Annotated in this window: 20 protein-coding genes; 15 read left to right on the top strand and 5 right to left on the bottom strand. The window is 63.0% G+C overall.

Annotated elements, in window-relative coordinates; genetic code table 11:
- The first annotated feature begins 24 nt into the window (after nucleotides 1–24).
- The 14 genes from JHL16_RS12480 (at nucleotide 25) to JHL16_RS12545 (ending at nucleotide 15584) form a co-directional block, all read left to right on the top strand.
- Nucleotides 25–1125, top strand: coding sequence for an ABC transporter substrate-binding protein (locus JHL16_RS12480; RefSeq protein WP_200185171.1), 1101 nt, complete (start codon nucleotides 25–27; stop codon nucleotides 1123–1125).
- A gap of 23 nt (nucleotides 1126–1148) precedes the next feature.
- The gene (locus JHL16_RS12485; protein WP_200185172.1) at nucleotides 1149–1970 is read left to right on the top strand and encodes an ABC transporter permease; all 822 of its coding nucleotides are present in this window, start codon (nucleotides 1149–1151) and stop codon (nucleotides 1968–1970) included.
- Nucleotides 1967–2764, top strand: a complete 798-nt coding sequence (locus tag JHL16_RS12490; protein ID WP_200185173.1) for an ABC transporter permease — start codon at nucleotides 1967–1969, stop codon at nucleotides 2762–2764. The genes JHL16_RS12485 and JHL16_RS12490 overlap by 4 nt, the downstream gene beginning before the upstream one ends.
- Nucleotides 2765–2789: 25 nt before the next feature.
- Entirely contained in the window at nucleotides 2790–4427 is a 1638-nt protein-coding gene (locus tag JHL16_RS12495) for an amidohydrolase (RefSeq protein ID WP_200185174.1), read from the top strand.
- On the top strand, nucleotides 4424–5533 hold the full coding sequence (locus tag JHL16_RS12500) for an ABC transporter ATP-binding protein (RefSeq protein WP_348647203.1): 1110 nt from the start codon (nucleotides 4424–4426) through the stop codon (nucleotides 5531–5533). Before JHL16_RS12495 ends, JHL16_RS12500 begins: the two co-directional genes overlap by 4 nt.
- On the top strand, nucleotides 5520–6077 hold the full coding sequence (locus JHL16_RS12505) for a cupin domain-containing protein (RefSeq protein ID WP_246770927.1): 558 nt from the start codon (nucleotides 5520–5522) through the stop codon (nucleotides 6075–6077). The genes JHL16_RS12500 and JHL16_RS12505 overlap by 14 nt, the downstream gene beginning before the upstream one ends.
- Nucleotides 6078–6126: 49 nt before the next feature.
- Nucleotides 6127–7056: a LysR substrate-binding domain-containing protein gene (locus JHL16_RS12510; RefSeq protein ID WP_200185176.1), complete on the top strand. Its 930-nt coding sequence runs from the start codon at nucleotides 6127–6129 to the stop codon at nucleotides 7054–7056.
- A gap of 160 nt (nucleotides 7057–7216) precedes the next feature.
- Complete coding sequence (locus JHL16_RS12515; RefSeq protein WP_200185177.1) at nucleotides 7217–9334, top strand: acetate--CoA ligase family protein; 2118 nt, start codon at nucleotides 7217–7219, stop codon at nucleotides 9332–9334.
- A complete protein-coding gene (locus JHL16_RS12520; protein WP_200185178.1) occupies nucleotides 9331–10500 on the top strand; it encodes an acyl-CoA dehydrogenase family protein in 1170 nt (389 codons plus the stop codon). Before JHL16_RS12515 ends, JHL16_RS12520 begins: the two co-directional genes overlap by 4 nt.
- A 2-nt stretch (nucleotides 10501–10502) precedes the next feature.
- A complete protein-coding gene (locus tag JHL16_RS12525) occupies nucleotides 10503–11336 on the top strand; it encodes an ABC transporter permease (protein WP_210346017.1) in 834 nt (277 codons plus the stop codon).
- Nucleotides 11333–12133 (top strand): ABC transporter permease, encoded by an 801-nt coding sequence (locus tag JHL16_RS12530; protein WP_200185179.1) that lies wholly within the window; start codon nucleotides 11333–11335, stop codon nucleotides 12131–12133. Before JHL16_RS12525 ends, JHL16_RS12530 begins: the two co-directional genes overlap by 4 nt.
- Nucleotides 12130–13197, top strand: a complete 1068-nt coding sequence (locus JHL16_RS12535) for an ABC transporter ATP-binding protein (protein ID WP_200185180.1) — start codon at nucleotides 12130–12132, stop codon at nucleotides 13195–13197. Before JHL16_RS12530 ends, JHL16_RS12535 begins: the two co-directional genes overlap by 4 nt.
- A gap of 19 nt (nucleotides 13198–13216) precedes the next feature.
- Nucleotides 13217–14275: an ABC transporter substrate-binding protein gene (locus tag JHL16_RS12540; protein WP_200185181.1), complete on the top strand. Its 1059-nt coding sequence runs from the start codon at nucleotides 13217–13219 to the stop codon at nucleotides 14273–14275.
- A 10-nt stretch (nucleotides 14276–14285) separates the two neighbouring features.
- Complete coding sequence (locus tag JHL16_RS12545; RefSeq protein WP_200185182.1) at nucleotides 14286–15584, top strand: NAD(P)/FAD-dependent oxidoreductase; 1299 nt, start codon at nucleotides 14286–14288, stop codon at nucleotides 15582–15584.
- A 26-nt stretch (nucleotides 15585–15610) separates the two neighbouring features.
- Here JHL16_RS12545 and JHL16_RS12550 read toward each other — a convergent pair whose 3' ends face one another.
- The 3 genes from JHL16_RS12550 to JHL16_RS12560 form a co-directional block, all read right to left on the bottom strand.
- Nucleotides 15611–17557, bottom strand: a complete 1947-nt coding sequence (locus JHL16_RS12550) for a pyrroloquinoline quinone-dependent dehydrogenase (RefSeq protein WP_200185183.1) — start codon at nucleotides 17555–17557, stop codon at nucleotides 15611–15613.
- Between the two features lie 21 nt (nucleotides 17558–17578).
- Complete coding sequence (locus JHL16_RS12555) at nucleotides 17579–17944, bottom strand: hypothetical protein (protein WP_200185184.1); 366 nt, start codon at nucleotides 17942–17944, stop codon at nucleotides 17579–17581.
- A gap of 85 nt (nucleotides 17945–18029) precedes the next feature.
- Complete coding sequence (locus tag JHL16_RS12560) at nucleotides 18030–18989, bottom strand: alpha/beta hydrolase (RefSeq protein WP_200185185.1); 960 nt, start codon at nucleotides 18987–18989, stop codon at nucleotides 18030–18032.
- Nucleotides 18990–19337: 348 nt separating this feature from the next.
- Between JHL16_RS12560 and JHL16_RS12565 the strand changes: the two genes are divergently transcribed.
- A complete protein-coding gene (locus JHL16_RS12565; RefSeq protein WP_200185186.1) occupies nucleotides 19338–20294 on the top strand; it encodes a transcriptional regulator GcvA in 957 nt (318 codons plus the stop codon).
- Nucleotides 20295–20315: 21 nt separating this feature from the next.
- On the opposite strand, the gene JHL16_RS12570 is transcribed toward JHL16_RS12565, so the two are convergent.
- Nucleotides 20316–20795 carry a cupin domain-containing protein gene (locus tag JHL16_RS12570; protein ID WP_137859366.1) on the bottom strand — a complete coding sequence of 160 codons (480 nt, stop codon included), beginning with the start codon at nucleotides 20793–20795 and terminating at the stop codon, nucleotides 20316–20318.
- Nucleotides 20792–21925, bottom strand: a complete 1134-nt coding sequence (locus JHL16_RS12575; protein WP_200185187.1) for an amino acid ABC transporter permease — start codon at nucleotides 21923–21925, stop codon at nucleotides 20792–20794. The genes JHL16_RS12570 and JHL16_RS12575 overlap by 4 nt, the downstream gene beginning before the upstream one ends.
- Nucleotides 21926–21931 lie beyond the last annotated feature (6 nt).

The raw sequence follows: 21931 nt of genomic DNA on the forward strand, positions 1-21931 counted from the left end.
AAACACGGCCGCGAGGGAGCAAACATGACATCCATCATTCAAGACAGCCTGGCGATCGTCGCGGAAAAAGTACGGACCGGCCAGATGTCGCGCCGGCGCTTCATGCATGTTCTGGCCGCTTTGGGCGCCGCGGGCGCCTTGCCGAGCTGGCGTGAGGCTAACGCCCAGACCAAGGAAATCATCTTTTCCATGTGGGGCGGCGATGCCGAGGAGGTCTATCGCAAGGCCTGGGGCGCTCCCTATGAGGAAAAAGCCGGCGTCGCCATCCAGTTCGACGGCTCAGGCCCGACCCGCGGCAAGATCCGCGCCATGGTCGAATCGAAGAACGTCACTTGGGACGTCTGCGACAGCGGCCTCGGCACCCAGTCGTCGCTTGGCCCTGAAGGCCTGCTCGAGCCCATCGATTATACGATCGTCGACAAGAACAAGATCGTTCCCGGCCTCGCTTATCAGTGGGGCGCCACCGGCTATATCTACAGCTCGGTGCTGACCTGGGACAGCAAGGCCTTCGGCGGTGAAGAGCCCAAGACCTGGGCCGATTTCTGGGACGTGAAGCGTTTCCCCGGCAAGCGCGTCGTGTGGAAATACATGGTCGGCGTGCTCGAGGCCGCCTTGATCGCCGACGGTGTCGAGCCCTCCAAGGTCTATCCGATCGACATGGACCGCGCCCTGAACAAGATCAAGGAGCTCAAGGAGCATCTCGTTCTGTGGGACAACGGCGCCAGCAGCCAGCAGGTCTTCCGCGATGGCGAGGTGACGATGGGCCAGATCTGGCATACGCGCTCCACCATGCTGGCGGATGAATCGCAAGGCCGTTTCAAATACACCTTCAATCAGGGCATCGTGCAGCCGGGCGTGTGGGTCGTGCCGAAGGGCAACCCCGCCGGCAAGGCGGTGTTCGAGTTCCTGGCTTCCATGCAGGAACCCGAAAAGCAGCTGATCCTGCTGAAAGAGCTGAGCCAGGGCCCGGCCAATCCGGAAACCGCCAAGCTCGCCCCCCAACTCGCGTCGAAGAATCCCGGCTCGCCCGAGAATCTGGCGATCCAGGTCTTCCAGAATGAGGAATGGTACGCCAAGAACCATCAGGAAGCGGAAAAGCGCTTCCTCGACGTGGTCTCCTCCTGACGCGCTGACCTGGGAGCGCCGCCATGTATGTATTCTTCGTGCTGCCTGCGGCGCTCCTTCTCTTCTTTCTCTATCTGCTGCCGCTGGCGCGCATCCTGATGATCAGCGCTACCGATGGCCAAGGCTTCGTCGCCAATTACGGCGCCGTGCTCACCTCGGCGCCGATCCATCGCATGGTGTGGACGACGGTCGAGATCTGCGCCATCACAACTGTCGCCACGCTGCTCATCTCCTATCTCATCGCCTATGTGCTGCTGCAGGTTTCCGAGCGCACCCGCATGTGGATGATGCTGTGCATCCTGGTGCCGCTCTGGGTCTCGGTCTTGGTGCGCGCTTTCGCCTGGATCGCGGTGCTCAACAATTCAGGCCCGGTCAACAGCCTGCTGCAATATACGGGGCTCACCGACGAGCCGGTGCAGCTGGTGCGCAACCAGTTCGGCGTGATGCTGGGCATGGTGCATTACATGCTGCCTTTCGGTATCCTGCCACTCTACGCAGCGATGAAGGGCATCGATCCCAAGCTCATCTCGGCGGCGCGCGCTCTGGGCGCCCGCCCCTTCACCGCCTTCCGCCGTGTCTTCCTGCCCTTGAGTCTGCCTGGCCTCTACAGCGCCTTCGTCATCGTCTTCATCTTTTCGCTCGGCTTCTATGTGACGCCGGCGATCCTGGGCGGCGGCCGCATCGTCATGATCGCCGAATATATCGCGCTCCTCATCTCACAAGGGTATGACTGGGGCATCGCCGCGGCGCTCGCCACCATGCTGCTCTCCGTCGTGCTCGCCGTCGTTTTCATCGCCGGCCGCTTCGCCGACTGGGACTCGGTGCTCGGAGGCTCGCGGCGATGACCTTGCCGAAATCAGTTCCCGGCAACATTCTGCGCGGCCTCGCCTGGGCCGGCGTCCTCTTTCTCATCGCCCCGCTCCTCGTCGTAATCCCGGTTTCGTTCACACCGGAACGTTATCTTTCCTTCCCCAGCGAAGCATTGTCGCTTCGCCATTACGAGACGCTCCTTTTCGACCGGCGCTGGTCGGGCGGCATATTGACGAGCCTCCTGATCGCCAGCATCACCACCGTGCTCTCCGTCGTCATCGGCACGCTTTGCGCGGTCGGGATGTGGCGCATCGGCGGACGCCGCATGCAGCTCCTGCGTTTGATGATCCTGGCGCCGCTGATCGTACCGTCGATCGTTCATGCCCTCGCCTTCTACAAGAGCTGGATCGATCTCGGCTGGCTCGACACCGTCTGGGGCGTCATCGTTGCCCACACAACCATTTGCGTGCCGCTGGTGATGATCACTGTCTCGGCGGCTTTATCGGGCTTCGATCATCGCCTCGAATATGCCGCCCGCTCGCTCGGCGCCCGGCCCCTCACGGTTCTGCGCCGTATCATCCTGCCCAACATCCTGCCTGGCGTCGTCTCGGGCGGCATCTTCGCCTTCATCACTTCGTGGGATGAGATCATCGTCATCCTGTTCATCACCGCCCGCAAGGTTCGCACATTGCCGCAGACCATCTGGTCGAGCATCATGGAGCGCGTCGATCCGGCGGTCGCCGCCATTTCCACCGTGATGGTCGCCGCGACCCTGGCGGCCGTCATCATCAAGCTCACCCTCGCAAAACGAGCGGCCCCGCAACCCTGAGAACGAAGAAAAAGAGGAGCGCTTCATGGCCAAGAGCCGACCCATCCAGCAGATCGTCATCAACGGCAAGATCGCCACCATGGAAGGCGACGGCGTCTTCGTCGAGGCGCTCGCCATCCGGGACGGCCGCGTCGCGGCCTCCGGCTCGACCGCCGACATGCGGGCACTCGCTCCCCATGCCGAAGTGATCGATTGCGGCGGCCGCACCGTGCTGCCGGGCTTCATCGACAGCCACTGCCATCCCGACATGCATGGCGCCCGTCTCGGCCGCTGGACCGATCTCTCGGAAGGCCTCTCCAGCAAGGAACAGCTGCTACAGCTCATCCGCAAGTCGGTCGACGGCACGCCGCAGAACCGCTGGTTCGTCGGCTTCCGCTATGATGATCTGCGCCTCGGCGGTTATCCGACGCGGGAAGAGCTCGATGCTGCGGCCGGTGGCCGTCCTGCCTTCCTCTATCGCCGCGACGCCCATCTGGGCTTCGCCAACAGCGCCGCCTTGAAGCTCGTCGGCTATACGAGAGATAGCCAGGACCCGCCTTTCGGCCGTCTCGACCGTCATCCCGAAACCGGCGAGCTGACCGGCCTCCTGCGCGAGACCGCCGCGCATGAGGTGGTGAACTACAACCAGGCCGATTTCACCTCGGACGATTTCGCCTCAGGCCTCGTCAAGGTCTTCGCCGATTTCTCGACTTACGGCATCACCTCGGTGCACAACAGCCTGTGCTCGACCCATGGCATCATCGCCTATCAGAAGATGCGCGAGGCTGGGAACCTCAAGATGCGCGTCGGCCTCCTCGCCTCGGGACGCGAGGACGAGTTGATCCAGGCGATCATCCGCTCGGGCTGGCGTACCGGCTTCGGTGATGAATGGGTGCGCCTCACCGGCGTCGAATGGTGCCCCGACTGCTCGACCAGCGGCCGCACTGCCGCTTATTACGATCCCTATGTCGGACCGAAAGTCCTGGGCGAGCCCGACGACAATCGCGGCATGCTTCTTTATGAGCTCGAAGACTTCAAACGGCGCGTGTTGCAGGCGCATCAGGCCGGCCTCCTGGTCGGCGCCGACGGCGTCGGCGACCGTGGCATCGATTTCGTGCTCGACGCCTATGAGAACGCGCTCGATCATCACCCCGTGGACGACCATCGCATGCGGGTCGAGCATTGCTGCAACGTGACGCCGTCGATCCTGCAGCGCCTCAAGCGGCTCAAGGTGATCTGCTCCTCGGCAACGGGCTTCGCCTATGACCTTGGCGATGCCTATCGCCGCAACCGTGGCGCCGAAGCCATGCGTTACATGTGGCCGCATCGCAGCATGATCGATGCCGGCGTCGTGGCGCCCGGCCATTCGGATTCCCCCGTCTGCCATCCCAATCCGCTGCGCGCCATCCATTCGCTGGTCAACCGCGTAACCGATAGCGGCGCCGATCTCGATCAGCGCGAGGCGATCAGCGTCTATGAGGCGGTAGAAGCCTATACGACGCTCGGCGCCTATTGCGGCAAGGAGGAGCATCTGAAGGGCGATCTCGGCCTCGGCAAGCTCGCCGACTTCATCGTCCTGGAAGAGGATATCTTCACCATGGACAAGAAGCGGCTCGACCAGCTGAAGATCCGCGAAACCTATATTGGCGGCGAGCCGGTCTTCCGGCGCAATGGAGCGGCGTGACGGTGTCGGCGGGCTTCCTCGAGATACGCAACCTGGTGAAGCGCTACGGCGGCGCGGTCGCCGTCGATGGCGCGTCACTGTCGATCGCCAAGGGTGATTTCCTCACTTTGCTCGGGCCTTCGGGCTCGGGCAAGACGACGATCCTCATGGCGATAGCCGGCTTCGTGAAGCCAACCGAAGGCGAGATCGTATTGTCGGGGCGCAATCTGGTGCCGCTCGAGCCCGAGGAGCGCGATCTCGGCATCGTCTTCCAGGGTTATGCGCTCTTTCCGCATATGACGGTGGCGCAGAATGTCGCCTTCCCGCTCGAATTGCGCAAATGGAAGCCCGACGCGATTGCCAAACGGGTCGAGGAGACCCTGGCCATGGTCGATCTCACGCGCTTCGCCGATCGCCGTCCGGCGCAATTGTCGGGTGGCCAGCAGCAGCGCGTGGCGCTCGCCCGTTGCCTCTCCTATCAGCCTGATCTCCTCCTGCTCGACGAGCCGCTCTCCGCTCTCGACCGGCAATTGCGCGCCCGTCTTCAGGACGAGATCAAGAGCCTGCATCAAAAGGTCGGTGTCACCGTGGTCAATGTCACCCATGACCAGGACGAGGCGCTGTCCATGTCCACCCATATCGCGGTGATCAATCGCGGCCGGATCGTGCAATATGGCACGCCCGACGATATCTATGAGAATCCCGCGACGCGTTTCGTCGCCCGCTTCATCGGCCGCAGCAATGTGGCGACGGTCGAGCGCATCGAGACCAAAAGCGATGGCGCCTCGGCTTTGATCGCCGGCCAATGGCTGCCGGTCGAGCCCAATCCCGCCGTCGCCGGCAAGGCCGCTTTGTCGCTTCGGCCCGAAATGATCGAGATCGGTCCTCTGGGCACGGACAGGACGGATGCGCGGAAGGTCGTCATGGACGCTCGGATCGAGAATTGTGTATATCACGGTGGAACCACGGCGCTCGATATCAGGACGGCCATCGGACCCCTGCGAGCCGAGATGCCGACCAGCCGGCTGGGGGTGAGACCGACGGCCGGCGCAACCGTTCAGGCCTCCTGGCCCGTGCGCGCCGGACGGATCGTAAGCGAGGATGATACGGCCCTTGATCAACAGTGAGTTCGATGTCGGCGCCGCGCTCAAGCTCAAGCGCGAACAGGCCGGCCTATCACAGAGACAGCTCGCGGAACTGGCCGAGCTCACCCATGTGACCATCGCCAATGTCGAGAGCAACCGCAGCGCGCCGTCGGTGGCGACGCTGGCGCGCATCCTCGACGTGCTGAAGCTCACCTTCTCGGAATTCTTCACGCCGAACCTGCCCAGCATGGACAAGGTCTTCTATCGCAAGGGCGAGTTCGTGCCGCTCGCCTCCGGTGACTGTGAGATCCTGCAGGTGGGCCCCGGCCGCGGCGTCGCCAAATTGCAGGTCATCAAGACGCGTTACCGCCCCGGCGCCGAAACCGGCCCCGAAATGCTGAAGCATGAGGCGGAAGAAGGCGGCGTGATCCTTTCGGGCGAGATCGAGCTGACCGTCGGCGACCGCACCGAGATCCTGGGGCCTGGCGACGGTTATCTCTTCCGCTCCAACCAGCCGCATCGCTTCCGCAATGTCGGCAATACCGACTGCACCATCGTGGCCGCCTGCACCCCGCCCTATCTGTGAGTTTTGCCGAGCTACCTTTTCTCATGGCCAGCGTCTATCCTGCTTCGCCATGACCTCGCTTCGCCGCCTCCTGCCCTCCGCCGGCGCCCTCTTCGTCTTCGAAGCCGCGGCGCGTTATCTGAGCTTCACCCGCGCCGCCGGCGAGCTCAATGTCACACAATCGGCGGTGAGCCGGATGATCGCCAAGCTCGAGGCGCATCTCGACACCAAGCTTTTCATCCGCACCACCACCGGCCTCGAGCTCAGCGAGGACGGCCGCCATCTCTATAATGCGGTGACCGGCAGCTTCCAGCACATGGAAATCGCCATCGAGGACATCCGCGCCAAGCATGGCGATACCGGCACGGTCACTTTGTCGATCTCCTCGGCCTTCGCCATGCACTGGTTCATGCCGCGCCTCGACCGTTTTCAGAGTCGCTTTCCCAATATCGATCTGCGTTTCCAGCTGGTGCGCGGCGAGCCGACCGGTCCGATCGAGGATGTCGATCTTGCCATCCGCTACAATCTCTCCGAGGATAATGACCAGCAGCGCTGGCCCTTGATGGAGGAACTGGTCGTCCCTGTCTGCAGCCCCGGTTATCTCAGCACCCATGGCGCGCTCGACGACTGCCCGGATCTCAGTGGCCACACGCTGGCGCATCTTTCGGGCTCGATCCGCATTCCCTGGTCGCGTTATCTGGCGGAGTTCAATTATCCGGCCCCCACCGGCAGCCGCAGCCTCACCTTTTCCGACTACACGCTGGTGATCCAGGCGGCCGTCAACGGCCGCGGCATCGCGCTCGGCTGGTGGCATGTCGTCGCGCATACGCTGCTGCAGAAGGAGCTGGTGCCGGCCGGCCGCAACCGGCTCAAGACCGGACAGTTCTATTATCTGGTGGCGACGTCGCGCCGCCCCTTGCGCAAGCCGGCCGTGCTGGTGCGCGACTGGCTCCTCGGTGAAATGGCCGAACTGCGCCGTGAAGTACTGGGGGAGCAATAGGAACAATCTTCCAATCTGAATGATTTCAATGATTTAATTATTCTCCCTCCACCGGGGGCATTCCCGCAGATCATGGCGATCTGACCATTGTGTTCGTGCGCCCCGCCTCCTGAATCCCTACTGTCCGGCCAACGAGATAAACCGTCCCGGGAGGACAGATTTGAACAGCCACGACGTGACGATGGCGCGCTCTGACAAGATTGCCTCGGCGCATCGTCTCGATCCCTTGCTGAAGCCGCGCTCCATCGCCTTTGTCGGCGCCTCGACGCGCGCCAACACACCCGGCAACTCGATGATCCGCGCCGTCAAGCGCGACGGCTTCGCCGGCGTGGTCTACGCCATCAATCAGAAATACGCAGAGGTCGAAGGCGTCGCCTGTTTCCCCGATCTCGCGAGCCTGCCCGAAATCGTCGATCATGTCGTTCTCGGCGTCGCCAATGAGCATCTGGAAACAGGCCTCAAGGACGCGATCCGCCACGGCGCCAAGGCCATCACCATCTTTGCGAGCTGCAATCTGCCGGGTGAGCACGACACGCTCGCCGATCGTCTCCAGGCGATTGCGCGCGAGGCCGGCATCGTCATCTGCGGCGGCAACAGCATGGGCTTCGTCAATCCGACGCAAGCCCTCGTCGTCTCGGGCTACATGGCCAAGCACCGGCTGATGCCGGGCGGCGCCGCGCTCATCACCCAGTCGGGCTCAGCCTTCAGCGCCCTCGCTTACAACGACCAGCGTCTCAAATTCTCCCTCGCCGTATCGAGCGGCCGCGAGCTCACCGTCTCCACCGCCGACTATATCGACTGGGCACTGGATCAGCCCGAGACCCGCGTCATCGGCCTGTTCCTCGAAACCGCGCGCGACCCGGAAGCTTTCAAAGTAAGCCTCGCCAAGGCGGAAGCACGCCGCATTCCTGTCATCGTGCTGAAGGTCGGCCGCACCGAAATGAGTGCGGCTTTCGCGGCGAGCCACAGCGGCGCCATTGCCGGCGACAATGCCGCTTATGAGGCGCTTTTCGTCAAACATGGCGTGATCTCCGTCGAGACGCTCGACAGCCTCGCCGCCCATCTCCTGCTGTTCTCGACCGTGAAGCCCGCCAGCAAGGGCGGCCTCGCCAGCATCCATGATTCGGGCGGCGAGCGTGAAATGGTGGCCGATCTCGCCACCAGATTCGGTGTCCCTTTCGCACGTATCAATCAGGCGACGAAAGACCGCCTCGCCCAACATCTCGATGACGGTCTCAAGCCCGACAACCCGCTCGATGTATGGGGCACCGGGCGTGATTTCGAGACTCATGTCGAGGCCTGTCTCGAAGCCTTGGTCGATGATCCCGATACCGCCATCGGCGTGATGTTCGAGGATATCCGCACCGGCTCCTATATTACCGAAGGTTTCACCGCCGCCGCCATCCGCGTGGCCAGGCGCAGCGACAAGCCGGTGGCGCTCGTCACCAATTATGCGGCCCTCGATCATCGTGAAGTGGCGCTCAAGGTGACGGAAGCGGGCGTGCCGGTCATCGACGGCACCGAGGAAGGCCTGGGCGCCATCCGCAACCTCCTCGCCTTTCGCGATCACAGCCCGCTGACGCCGGCGCCACGACCGAACAATCCCAAGCGCGATCAATGGCGCAGCCGGCTCGCCAAAGGCTCCTTGAACGAAAGCGAAGGCCTCGCTCTGCTGGCCGACTATGGCATCCGCGTGCCGCGCCACTATCGGGCGGAGAAGCTGGACGACACGCTCGCCGCCGCCCGCGCCATCGGCTTCCCGGTCGCGCTCAAGACGGCGGCCGCCGGCATCCAGCATAAGAGCGACCAGCAAGGTGTCGTGCTGGGCCTGCGCACTGAAGACGAGCTCAGCAACGCCTATCGGGACATGGCCGCGCGTCTCGGGCCTGCCATCCTCGTCGCCGAAATGGCCCCCAAAGGTGTCGAGATCGCTTTCGGCCTCATCCGCGATCCGCAATTCGGGCCTTATCTGATGGTCGCTTCAGGTGGAATCTGGATCGAACTTCTGAAAGACCGCACCGTCGCCATGGCGCCGCTCGACCGCGAGCGCGCCCGCCGTCTCATCGACACTTTGCGCATGCGCCCTCTGCTCGACGGCAAACGCGGCCAGGCTCCTGCCGATATCGAGGCTCTCATCCAGGCCGTGCTGGCGTTGTCGGCTATCGCCGAAGAACTTGGCGATCTCATTGCCGAGATGGACGTCAATCCCTTGATCGTTTCCGCATCGGGCGCCATCGCCGTCGATGCACTCGTTGTATCAGCCAAGAGGAAGTCATGAATTTCGAATTCACGCCCCGGCTCAAGGAGCTTTCCGCCCGCGGCCGTCAGTTCTGCGACGAGGTTCTGGTGCCTCTCGAACAGATTGCCGACGAGCATGGCGAGCTGCCGATGGACCGGCGCGACGCGGTCAAGGATCAGGTGCGCGCCTGGGGCCTCGCCGGCATCAATCACAGCAAGGAACATGGCGGCCTCGGTCTCACGATGCTGGAGCAGACCGCCATCGAGGAGCAGCTCGGCCGCGTCACCAACGGCTTGTGGAGCTGTGTGTGGCGCCCGCCGGTCAGTCTCAAATTCGGCACCAGCCAGCAGATCAAGGATTATCTCCTGCCGTCCTGCGCCGGCCATCGCCGCGGCTGCTTCGCCATCACCGAGGAAGGCGCCGGGTCAGATCCGCGCCAAGTTAAGACGACCGCCGTGCTGAAAAACGGCAACTGGCACCTGAACGGCGAGAAGTGGTTCGTCACGTCCTACAATGCGTCAGACTTCATCATCGTCCATGCCCATGTCGATAACGATCCCGACAAGCCGACCTTGTTCCTGGTCGACAAGCCGGCCCAGAATCTCGTCCATCTGCGCTCGCCGAAATTCATGCATAACTTCGCCTTCGACCATGCGGAATTGCGCTTCGACGACGTGACCGTTCCGGAAGACCGTATGCTGGGCAAGGTCGGCCAGGGCTTCGAGCTCACCAAGGACTGGTTCGTCGAGACGCGCCTGCAGATCGCGTCTCATGCTTTGGGCGCCGCCATCCGCGCCACCGAGCTCGCCAATGATTATGCGACGAGCCGCCACCAGTTCGGCCGCGCGATCCGCGATTTCCAGGGCGTCGAATTCATGCTGGCCGACATGGCCGTGGAAATCTTCGCCACCAAGACGATGCTCTATCGCATCGCCTGGGAGATCGACAACGGCCTCGACCGCAAGCAGATCCACGCCCACGCGAGCGCGCTCAAGCTCCATTCCTCGGAAATGGCGGGCCGCGTCATCGACAAGGCCCTCCAGATTCTGGGTGGACGCGGTTATATGCGCGAAAATCCAGTCGAGCGCCTCTATCGCGACATCCGCGTCGACCGCATCTGGGAAGGTACGTCAGAGATCCAGCGCGTCGTGGTCGCCGGCCAGATCCGCAAGCGCGGCCTCGCCGTCTTCAGCGATTGGATGTGACGATGGCGCGCCGGCATATCGAAACGCTTCTTTTGCTGGCGCCTGCCGTCATCTTGCTGCTCCTGTGCTTCGTCGTGCCGTTGGCCCGGCTGTTCTCGCTCGCTTTCACCGACGAGGCGGGGCCGTTCGCCACCTTCGCCATATTGGCCGAAAGCAATGTCTATCGCCGGGTGATGGTGAACACCTTCCTCGTCGCTCTCGCGGTGGCGCTCATCACCGTCGTCCTCGCCTGGCCGGTCGCTTACATCCTGACCAAGCTCAAAGGCTTCTGGTTCGCCTTCGCGCTGTATGGCGTGCTGTTTCCCTTCTGGATCTCGGTGCTGGTCCGCACCTTCTCCTGGATGATCCTGCTCGAGCGCAACGGCCCCTTGAACCGCTTCCTCGTCAATCTCGGCATCACCGACAAGCCGTTGGCGCTCCTCTTCAACGACACCGGCGTCATGATCGGCATGGTGCATGTGCTGCTCCCCTATGCCATCCTGCCGCTTTATGGTGCGATGCTGCGCATCGACCAGCGGCTCCTGATGGCGAGCGACGGCCTCGGCGCCGGGCTCTTCGATACGTTCCGCCGGGTCTATTTCCCGCTCTGCCTGCCGGGCCTCATGGGCGGCGCCACTTTCGTCTTCCTGCTGTCGCTCGGCTTCTTCATTACGCCGGCTCTGCTCGGCGGCTCCAACGCCATCACCTTGTCGATGCTGATTGCGAGCTTCATCAACGATCGTCTCGCCTGGTCGCTCGCCGCGGCGGCCTCGCTGGTCCTGCTCGTCATCGTGCTGGCGCTGCTCGCCGCCACGGCGAAGGTCCTCCCCTTCGGCAAAGGGATGTATGCGAAATGAGCAAGTCGCCCCTCTGGCTCAGGCTCATCGCGCAGATTTCCGCCGGCCTGGTTCTGGCTTTCCTCTGCCTGCCGATTCTCGCCGTCATCCCCGCCTCCTTCAACCAGGCGAGCTTCATCACCCTGCCGCCGGCCGCTTATTCGGGCCGCTGGTACGAGGCTTTCATCTCCGATCCCGAATGGCGCCAGGCGCTGTTCGCCAGTCTTCATGTCGCCGTCATCGCCACCATCGTGGCGGTCGTGACAGGCACGGCGGCGGCCTTGGGCCTCCATCGCCTCACTGGCAGATCACGTGGCCTCCTCACCGGTTTCTTCCTGGCGCCGATGATCGTGCCGGTCATCGTCACCGCCGTCGCCGTCTACAGAAGCGCCCTCGATGTCGGCTTGAGCGGCACGCCTTTGGGACTCGGCCTCGCACATGCGCTGCTGGCGCTGCCTTTTGTCGTCATCAATGTCGGCATTGCGCTGCGCGCTGTCGAGGAGAACTGGCTGCGTGCCGCGGCCGGACTCGGTGCGGGTCCCTGGCGCATCTTCCGCACCGTGACGCTGCCCAATATCGCCCCCGGCATCGTCGGCGGCGCCATCTTCTCCTTCATCACGTCGTTCGATGAGGTGGTCGTCGCCGTCTTCCTGGCCGGTTATGCCAACAAGACTCTGCCGGTGAAGATCTGGGAATCGATCCGCCTCGAATTCACCCCTGTGGTCGCCGTCGCCGCCACCCTCATGATCGTGCTCGCCATCGTGCTGTTCGCCGTGGCGCAGCTTTTAAGCAAATCCGGGAAGAAGCAGCCGATATGAAGACAGGACTACCCTTGCGTTTTGCCGGCTCGGCGAAGAACTACGGTGCGGTCTCAGCACTGAAGCCGACCGATCTCGAGATTCGCGATGGCGAGTTCATGACCCTGCTCGGGCCTTCAGGCTCCGGCAAGACGACACTGCTCAATCTCGCTGCCGGTTACCTGGAGCCGAGCGCCGGGCGCATCTTCATCGGCGAACGCGACGTGACAGATCTCCCGGCCCGCCAGCGCAATATCGGCATGGTGTTCCAGAACTACGCCCTCTTCCCGCATATGAGCGTCGCCGACAATGTCGCTTATGGCCTGATCGTCCGCCGCCTGCCGAAACCCGAGATCCAGCGCCGCGTCGCAGCCGCTTTGGCCATGGTGCGCCTCGATGATTTCGGCGCCCGCCGCATCCAGGAACTGTCGGGCGGCCAGCAGCAGCGTGTCGCGCTGGCGCGCGCCATCGTCATCGAGCCCGATGTGCTGCTGATGGACGAGCCCCTCGGCGCTCTCGACAAGCAGTTGCGCCGCCAGGTTCAGCTCGAACTGCGCCGCCTGCATGAAGAGCATCGCCGCACCACCATCTATGTCACCCATGATCAGGAAGAGGCGCTCGTCCTGTCCGACCGCGTCGCCGTCATGCGCGACGGCAGCATCGAGCAATTGGGCACGGCGGCCGAGCTTTATGACGAACCGGTCAATGCCTTCGTCGCCGGCTTCATTGGTGAATCCAACCTGCTTCCCGCCAAGGTCGTCTCGGTTTCGGGCGTGGAGGCGCGGATCGACATTCCGGCTTTCGGCCAGTCGGCGACTGTATCCGCCGCCAAAGGCCTGAAGGCCAGCAATGATGCGCGCCTTCTCATCCGTCCCGAGCATGTCCTTATCGATCGTGAGCCCGACGGCCTCGCCGCCGAGATCACCGAGGTCGTCTATCTGGGCGAGCTCACCGCCTTCAATCTGCGCCTCGCGACCGGGGAAACAGTGTGGGGGCGTCAGATTACCGACCGGAGCCTCAAGCGCGGCATGTCCGTCAAGGCTTCGTGGAAACGGGCATCCGCCCGCATCGTGCCGAAAAACTGAGAAAACCAAGGAGGAGACCATGCGTAGACGTAATTTTCTGATGAGTGCCGCAGGCGCTGCGGGTGTGATGGCCGGGCTGGCGCCGATGTCGCGCCTTAGCCTTGCGCAGGATCGCCCCTTCACTTTCACATCCTGGGGCGGCGCCCTCTCCAATGCCGAGAAGGAAGCCTTCATCGATCCTTTCGGCAAGCTGAAGGGCATTCCGGTCATCAACACCTCACCGACCGAGACCGCCAAGATCAAAGCCATGGTCCAGGCGCAGAAGGTCGAATGGGACCTCGTCGATGTCGGCGGCCGCACCGTGTGGCAGGGCGGCAAGGAAGGCTTCCTCGACAGCCTCGACCTCGCCAAGATTCCCAATGCCGCCAATCTCGAAAAGGGCTGGGTGTCGCCTTACGGCGTCGCCACCTCGACCGGCGCCACCATCATCGCCTGGTCGAAAACAGCCTTCCCCGAAGGAGGACCGCAGAGCTGGGCCGATTTCTGGGATGTGAAGCGCTTCCCGGGCGCGCGCGGCCTCTACAAATTCTTCTACTACAATTATGAAGCCGCCTTGCTCGCTGCCGGCGTCAAGCGCGACGAAGTCTTCCCCTATACGACCGAGAAGGCCGACATGGCGCTCGCCAAGATCAAGGAACTCAAACCTCATGTCACGGTCTGGTGGGGTGCGGGCGCCCAGCCCCCGCAACTGCTTTCGACCGGTGAGCTGGCTCTGTCTTCGGCCTGGAGTGGCCGTATGCTCGCCGCCGAAGCCGAAGGAGCCCCCGTCGGCCACACCTATAATGACGGCATCGCCTGGGCCAATTGGTGGGTGATCCCCAAGGGTGCCCCGCATCGCGATCTCGCCCATGAAGCGATCGACTATGCGCTCGGCAAGGACCAGCAGGCGAAGCTCCTGAGCCTCAAGACCTATGGTCCGGTGCTCGCTGCCGCGACCGAAGGTGCCGATGCCGAAACGGCCAAGATCCTGGTCATGAACCCGGACAATGTGAAGAACATGCTCATCCTCAATGAAGAGGAGGCGAACAAATATTCGTACGAATATGAGGAGAAGTGGAACCAGCTGATGCTGGGCTGATCCAACCAAAATGGACTCTCAACTGCCAGACAGCCTGTGGGCGGCGACAGCGTCGCCGCCTGCGGACTATTCCCGGATATCGGGGCCTGAGACCTGCGACATCGCCATCATCGGTGCCGGATTCACCGGTCTCTCCGCCGCCATTCATCTGGCGCGCAAGGGACACGAGGTCACTGTCGTCGAGGCGGCCGAACCCGGCTGGGGCGCCTCGGGCCGCAATGGCGGCCAGGTCATCACCGGCCTCAAGCACAATCCGCATGATCTCGTCGCGACCTTCGGCGAGGAAATGGGCGGGCGCATCGTCACAGCCATGGGGGGTGCGGCCGATCTCGTCTTCTCCCTCATCGAGCGCTACAAGATCGACTGCCATGCGCAGCAGAGCGGCTGGATCCAGGCGGCGCATGGTCCGAAGCCCTATGAGGATCTCGTCGCGCCGCGCTGCCGGCAATGGCAGGAGCTGGGCGTGGCGGCGCGCCTCCTCGACCGTGCCGAAACCGCGCAGATGATCGGCAGTGCGCCCGAGGCCTATTACGGCGGCTGGTTCGATCCGCGCGGCGGTCTCTTGCAACCCTTGAGCTATGCGCGTGGCCTCGCCAAAGCGGCGATCGCCGAGGGTGCAAAGGTCTGCGCCCAAAGCCCGGTCCAGGCCCTGTCGCGCCAAGGCGACCGCTGGCTCCTGCAGCTCGCGCAAGGCACGCTCAATGCGCGCCAGGTCGTGATGGCGACCAATGCCTATACGGGTTCGCTCTGGCCGGGCCTTGCCCGCACGGTGATTCCCGTCTCGAGCTTCCAGATCGCCACCGCACCACTCTCAGATAATATCAGGGCGCAGATCCTGCCCGGCGGCCAGGGCGTCGCCGATACGCGCCGTCTGCTGCTCTATTTCCGTCTCGACCATCAGGGCCGCTTCGTGATGGGCGGCCGCTCGCCCGTCGACGACAACCCGTCGAAAGCCGATGGTGCGCCGCTCCAGGCTCAGATCCGGCGTATCTTCCCGATGATCGATCCGAGCCACATCGATCATGTGTGGAGCGGCAAAGTCGCCATCACCAAGGATTCGCTGCCGCATCTCCACATGCTGGCGCCCGGCCTCGTCACCGCGCTCGGCTGCAATGGCCGCGGTGTCGCGATGTGCACCATGATGGGCAGCATCATCGCCGATCTTGTTTCCGGCACCGCGCCCGCCGAGCTTTCCTTCCCGGTAACGGCGCCGAACCCCTTCCCCTTCCACGAATTCCGCAAGCTCGGCGTCTTCGCGATGAGCCAGTATTACCGCCTGCTCGACCGGCTGGAGACCCGCGCCGCATAAGTAAAGCTGGAAAGATAGTCGTGGTCTCAATCGGGTAAGGCGAAAGCCACGATCTCATCGCTTACCTTGGGCGTGAGGATCGAATTGCCGCCGGCGGTGAACACCACATATTGCTTGCCCTTGTACTGATAGATGGCCGGCAGGGCGACGGCTGGAGCCGACACCAAGGCCTTCCATAGAACCTCGCCGGTCTTGGCATCGAGGGCCCGCACCATCGAATCCATCGAAGCGCCGATGAAGATCAGCCCACTCGCCGTGAGGGCGGGCCCGCCTATGGTGATCGTTCCCCAGGATTCGGGCATATAGAAGCCCCATTTTTGGATCTGGCCGAAGGGTTTGTTCCACAGGCGCTCGCCGGTTTTCAGATCATAGGCCGCGATCGTTCCATAAGGCGGCTTCCAGCACGGCATGCCGATCGGATTGAGGAAGGTCGTGAGGTTGAGGCCATAGGGCCCGCCCGACATCGGGAACAGGCCGCCGGTTTCCGAGCCGCCGCTCGCCGCCTTGTCATAGTCGCTGCGCGCCAGCAACTGATAGATCTGCACTGCGCTCGAGCTGTTCACGACGAAGATCTGCGTGCGCGGATCGACGGCGCCGCCGCCCCATTCGGTGCCGCCGATCGTCGCCGGATAGATGAGCGAGCCTTCGAGGCTTGGCGGCGTGAAGCGGCCTTCATAGCGCAAGGTCTTCAGGGTTTTGCGGCAATAACCGAGGCTCGCATAATCGGCGAGATCGAAGATGCCCGGCCATTCGTCATCGATGACAGACTTGGGCAGAGCGACATAGGGCTGGGTCGGCGCCGCCGTCTCGCCGGGAACGGTCGAGGCGGGCGCCGGACGCTCCTCGATCGGATAGACGGGCTCACCGGTGGTGCGGTCTAGCACATAGAGGAACCCTTGCTTGGAAGTCTGGACCAGCGCCGGTATCGTCTTGCCGTCTTTGCTGATATCGACCAAAGTCGGCGCCGCATTGGTGTCGAGATCCCAGATGTCGTGATGGACGAGTTGCCGGCTCCAGATGACTTTGCCGGTGCCGATATCGAGAGCCGTCACCGACGTGACGATCGGCAGATCGGTGGGATAGGCGCCACCGAAGAAATTCGGGCTCGGTGAGCTGACTGGAATGTAGAGAATTCGCCTCTCGCGATCGACCGACATGCTGGCCCAGACATTGGCGGTGCCAGTCTTGGGCGCGATCTCGGGCGGCAGCGAATGGAATGTCCAGCGCAAGGCGCCGGTGCGGGCATCGAGGGCATAGATCGCGCCCGGCGAATCCTGGCTCTCGGCCCAATCCTTGCCGGCCCAGCCGATGAACAGATAGTCCTCGAAGACGGTCGGCGGCTGCAGGATGGAGAGCGGCCATTTGGCGTTCTGGGTATTCCACTGATTGATGTCGACCACGCCATTGGTGCCGAAATCGGCGCAAGGCGCGCCCGTATCGGCATCGACCCCGTGCAATCTCGCATCCATCGTGCCGATATAGACGCGCTTCTGGCAGGCGTGGCCAGCGACCGGTGCGTCGGCTTGCCAATAGGCGACGCCGCGATTCTTGAGATCGGGCTGCGTCAAGGCCTCGAGCGTCGACTTGGTGTCATAGGTCCACTTCACCTTGCCCGTATCGGGCTCGAGCGCGAAGATGCGATAGAAGGGGGTGCCAAGATAGACCGTGTCATTGACGAAGAGCGGCGTCGCCGACCACACCGTCGCCGGGAAGTCTGGAACCTTGCCACTGGCGTCGGGCTTCATATGCATGCCGGTGGGCGGCGGCCCGCCGGAAGATACATCGCCCGTATGGGTACGCCAGGCGACTTTCAGCCGCCCGACATTCTCCGGCGTGATCTGGGTCAGCGGCGAGTATTTCTGCGCCGCGAGGTCGCCATTGAAGGTCGACCAGCCGTCCTCGGCATAGGCGCTACCACCGACCACCGCGCCGAGCGCGAGACAGACGAACAGCGGACGCGATCTTCTCCACATCGGGACGCACCTCCCTTTCGATCATGCAAAGGCCGGCCTCGGAGAGAACATGTAGACGATCCAGCCGAGAAGGCCGACGAGCATGAGGATCACCAATGACGGACTGTGCAGCAGATAGGCGGCGAAGGCCGTTCCGGCGATATCGAACACGGCACCGAAAGCGATGAAGCCACGCAGGAACCGGGCGTGCAAGATGCCTCCCCTCATCAGGGAGGCGAGACCTGCGAGGATGGCGGTCGAGACGATTACCAGGATAGTTCCCGGTTCGCCCGCAATGCCGCTTTGCCGATCGAAGTAATTGAAGACCGAGACAGCGAGGCCGGCAAGAGCGGCCAGGAGGATCAACCAAAACCCAATGGATGATGCGTTGAAACCCTGCCTGGCCATCGCTTCTCTCCCTGAGAGGGAATTAAGTATCGGGCCGAAAGCCGCAAATGTCCAACCGCTTTTTCCCGTGGGCCAGGAACGTCCCTCAGTCGCCGAGCCGGCGAATACCACGTTTGATCTGCTCGATGGCGCTCTCGGCTTGCGGAAAGACGGCGCCCATGGTCACGAACCCATGCAGCATCTCCGGGAAGTAAATCTCCTGCACAGGAACACCCGCGAGACGCAGGCGCTGCCCATAGGCCTTGGCTTCATCGCGCAACGGATCGAAGCCGGCTCTGAGGATCACGGCCGGGGCAGCCTCCTTGAGACCGGCTGCAAAAAGCGGCGAGAGGCGCCAGTCGGTCGGGTCATGGTTCTGGACATAGTTCTGGCGATACCAGCCATACAGGTCACGGGTGAGTAGATAACCCTCGGCCAGCTCATGATGCGACGGATAGCTCGCGGTGAGATCGAGGCAGGGATAGATCAGCACCTGGCGCCGGAAGCGCAGACCATACTCCCCACGCCGATTGAGCAGCGCCAGCACCGCGGCGATATTGGCTCCCGCACTGTCGCCGATTAGCGATAGACGGTCAGGCGCCAGGCCGAGACTTTCAGCGTTCTTGATGAACCAGAGAACCGCCGCCGCGGCATCATCGAGCGCGGCGGGAAAGGGATGTTCCGGCGCCAGCCGATATTCGACCCAGATGATATTGGCGTTGAGCCGGTTGGCGAGCCTGCGGCAGAGCGGCTCGTAGATCGCGAGATCTCCCAACGTCCAGCCGCCGCCATGGAAGAACAGATAGCTGTCGGCCGCCTCGGCTGAACTGATCTGCGGGCGGAAAATCCTGAGCGCCGGCGTGCCGTCGTGGCCGCGGGCGATCGGTGTGATATTGCCGACGCTCTCCAGGGGCCAGGCATAAGGCTGGCGCGTGCGGTTATAGCTGCGCCGGACCTCGGCCGGATCGAGATCTGCAACGGCGCCGGCGAAGCTGAGCTTGGGGATGAGGCGGCGCGCACGGGGATCAAGGCGTATGGGAGAGAGCAGTTCGGCGGTGGCGAGCATGGCTGGCTCCTTGGGACATCAACCGGAAAACCGCCGCACGATCTCAGCAAGCGCTGCTTCGGAGAAGCGAGCTTAATTCAGCCATGCCGTTAGATTTCCTGATTCCCAATCGATGTGATTTTCCTCACAGCGGCCTCGGCCCAGGTCATCTACTTTGATCCTCGCGGTGAATGCCTCGCTCTTTCCCGCGATGCATTCCTCCCTAGACTTGCACCCGGTTCGTGCCCTCGGCCGGGTGCATTTTTTTTGCCGTTTTACCGGCCCTGAATTTTTATAAAGAATCTGTTTGGCTTTATCAGACTTACTCTATATAGTTAGTCGAAATTAGATGAATCGCGGAGTTGCCGCATGAACCGCACCATGCCTTCCCTCAATGCGTTGCGTGCCTTCGAGGCCGTGGCGCGTCATTTGAGCATTGCCGAGGCCGCCAACGAGCTGAACGTCACCTCGGCGGCCGTCAGCCACCAGATTCGCCATCTCGAGGATCATCTCGGCATGCCGGTCTTCCAGCGCTCAGGCCGCAGCCTCGCGCTGACCGATGCCGGCCATGCCGGCCTGCCCGCCATCCGCGAGGGCTTCGCCCTGCTCTCCGCCGCCATGGATGCGATTGATTCGCTGGGAGAAACCGGCGCCTTGTCGATCAGCGTCGCCCCCTCTTTCGCCGCCAAGTGGCTGTTGCCGCGGCTTTCCCGCTTCGAGGCCCAGCACCCGGATATCGACGTCAAGGTGAATGCCTCGATGCAGCTGTGCGATTTCGCCAAGGAAGGCGTCGACGTCGCCATCCGTTATGGCGCCGGGACCTATTCCGATCTCGTTTCCGAGAAGCTCATTCACGAATCGCTGATTCCCGTCTGCAGTCCTGATCTTCTGTGCGCCGGCCCGCCGCTGCGCAGCCCGGAAGATCTCAAGGCCTATACGCTGCTGCATGACGACAGCCCGGACAACGACCCCTCCTGCCCCAATTGGGAGATGTGGCTGCGCGCCGCCGGGGTGGACATTGCCGATGTCAATCGCGGCCCGCGCTTCAACCAGTCGAGCCTCGTCCTCGAGGCGGCAATGCTCGGGCGCGGTATAGCGCTCGCGAAATCGACGCTCGCCGCGGCCGATCTGGCCAGCGGCCGTCTGGTCAGGCCGTTCACCGGCCACAGCCCGGTCGGCTTCGCTTATTATCTGGTGGCGCCGAAGTCGAAGCTCAATCTGCCGAAGGTGTCCTTCTTCCGCGACTGGCTGCTCGAGGAGATCAGCCGCAAGGACTCGCTTTATCTCGGCCGGCCGAGCGTGACCTTGCACGCCCGCGCTTCGTGATAAATCAGGAATAGGCCCGATCTACGCTTTGTGGATCGGGTCGATCCAGCGCACCGTGTCCGGTTTCTCGACCGGCTCGATGTCGAGATTGACGACGACCGCCTCGCCGTCACTGCGCACCAGCACGCATTCGAGCGCCTCATCGGGGCTCGCATTGATCTCCTGATGCGGCACGAAGGGCGGCACATAGATGAAGTCGCCCGGCCCCGCCTCGGCGACGAATTCGAGCTTCTCGCCCCAGCGCATGCGGGCCTTGCCCTTAACCACATAGATCACGCTTTCGAGCGGCCCATGATGATGGGCGCCCGTCTTGGCATTGGCATGGATGGTGACGGTGCCGGCCCATAATTTCTGGGCCCCGACACGCGCGAAATTGATCGCGGCGCGCCGGTCCATGCCGGGCGTCTGCGCCGTATTCGTATCGAGCGAGCCTGCCGGAATGACGCGTACCCCGTCATGTTTCCACGCCGCTTCATGATGATGATCGTCCTGCCCGCTCATGCTGCTCGTTCCACACTTTCCCTGCTGACTCTCATTACGATAGCGCCTTTCTCGCCGGCGGGAAACCGAATGGCTGTCATGTCTTGTTTCGACGGCTCGGCCTTAACCGGCCGTAGATGAGCCTCGAGCCACAGGCTGTAGCGTGAGGCGGCGTAGGCGAGCAGGAAATAGACGAGGCCCGTCACGGTATAGGCCTCCGCATAGAAACCCAGCCATTGGGCATCGGTGGTCGCCACCCGCGCGGTATTGAGGAAGTCGAAGAGCCCGATGACGATGACCAGCGTCGTATCGAGGAAGATACCGATGCCCAGTGTCACGAAAGCGGGAATGACCGCTCGAAAAGCTTGCGGCAGCACGACGAGGCGTAATGTTTTGACCGTCGAAAATCCGAGAGACTGGGCCGCTTCATATTGCCCCGCCGGCACGGCCTGCAGCCCGGCCCTGACGATTTCCGCGATATAGGCCGAGACGAACAGGATGAGCGCCACCTGCACCCGGAGCAGTTTGTCGAGCGAGGCGCCGGCCGGCAGCATCAACGGGAACAGCAAGGTCGCGATATAAAGCACGGCGATGATCGGCACGCCACGCATGAGCTCGATGAAGGCGATCGAAAGGGCCCGGAAGATTCCCATTTGCGAACGCCGCCCCAGCGCCAGCAGCACGCCGAGTGGAAAGGCCCCGGCGAAACCCACGACTGCCAGCAGCAGGGTCAAGGGAAAGCCGCCCCATTGCTGGGTCGGAACGGGAGAGCCGAGGAAGAGGCCGGACATCAAAGCGACGGCGAGACCGATCGACAGAAACCAAAAGACAACGAGCCTAGAATGCCAGAACCGCGGGATGGCCGTGATGAGCACCGGCAAGGCGATGAACCCGGTCGCCGCGAAGGCCTGCCATTGTGCCTGTTGCGGATAAAGGCCGAAGAAAATGAAGCGGTATTTCTCCACGATGAAAGCCCAGCAGGCGCCTGTCCGCTCACTGCAGCTCTGCGCCGCGCCGCTCCAGGTCGCCTCGATGAATGCCCAATTCACGAGGGGCAGGATGATCACGGTGGCGAGAAGTGCAAACAGGACCGTGACGATCGTGTTCCCCCAGGAGCCGAAGAACCGCTCTTTGACACTGATGCCGACCATGCCGAG

The organism is Taklimakanibacter albus (assembly GCF_016595235.1).
GTDB classification, from domain to species: Bacteria; Pseudomonadota; Alphaproteobacteria; order Rhizobiales; family Aestuariivirgaceae; genus Taklimakanibacter; species Taklimakanibacter albus.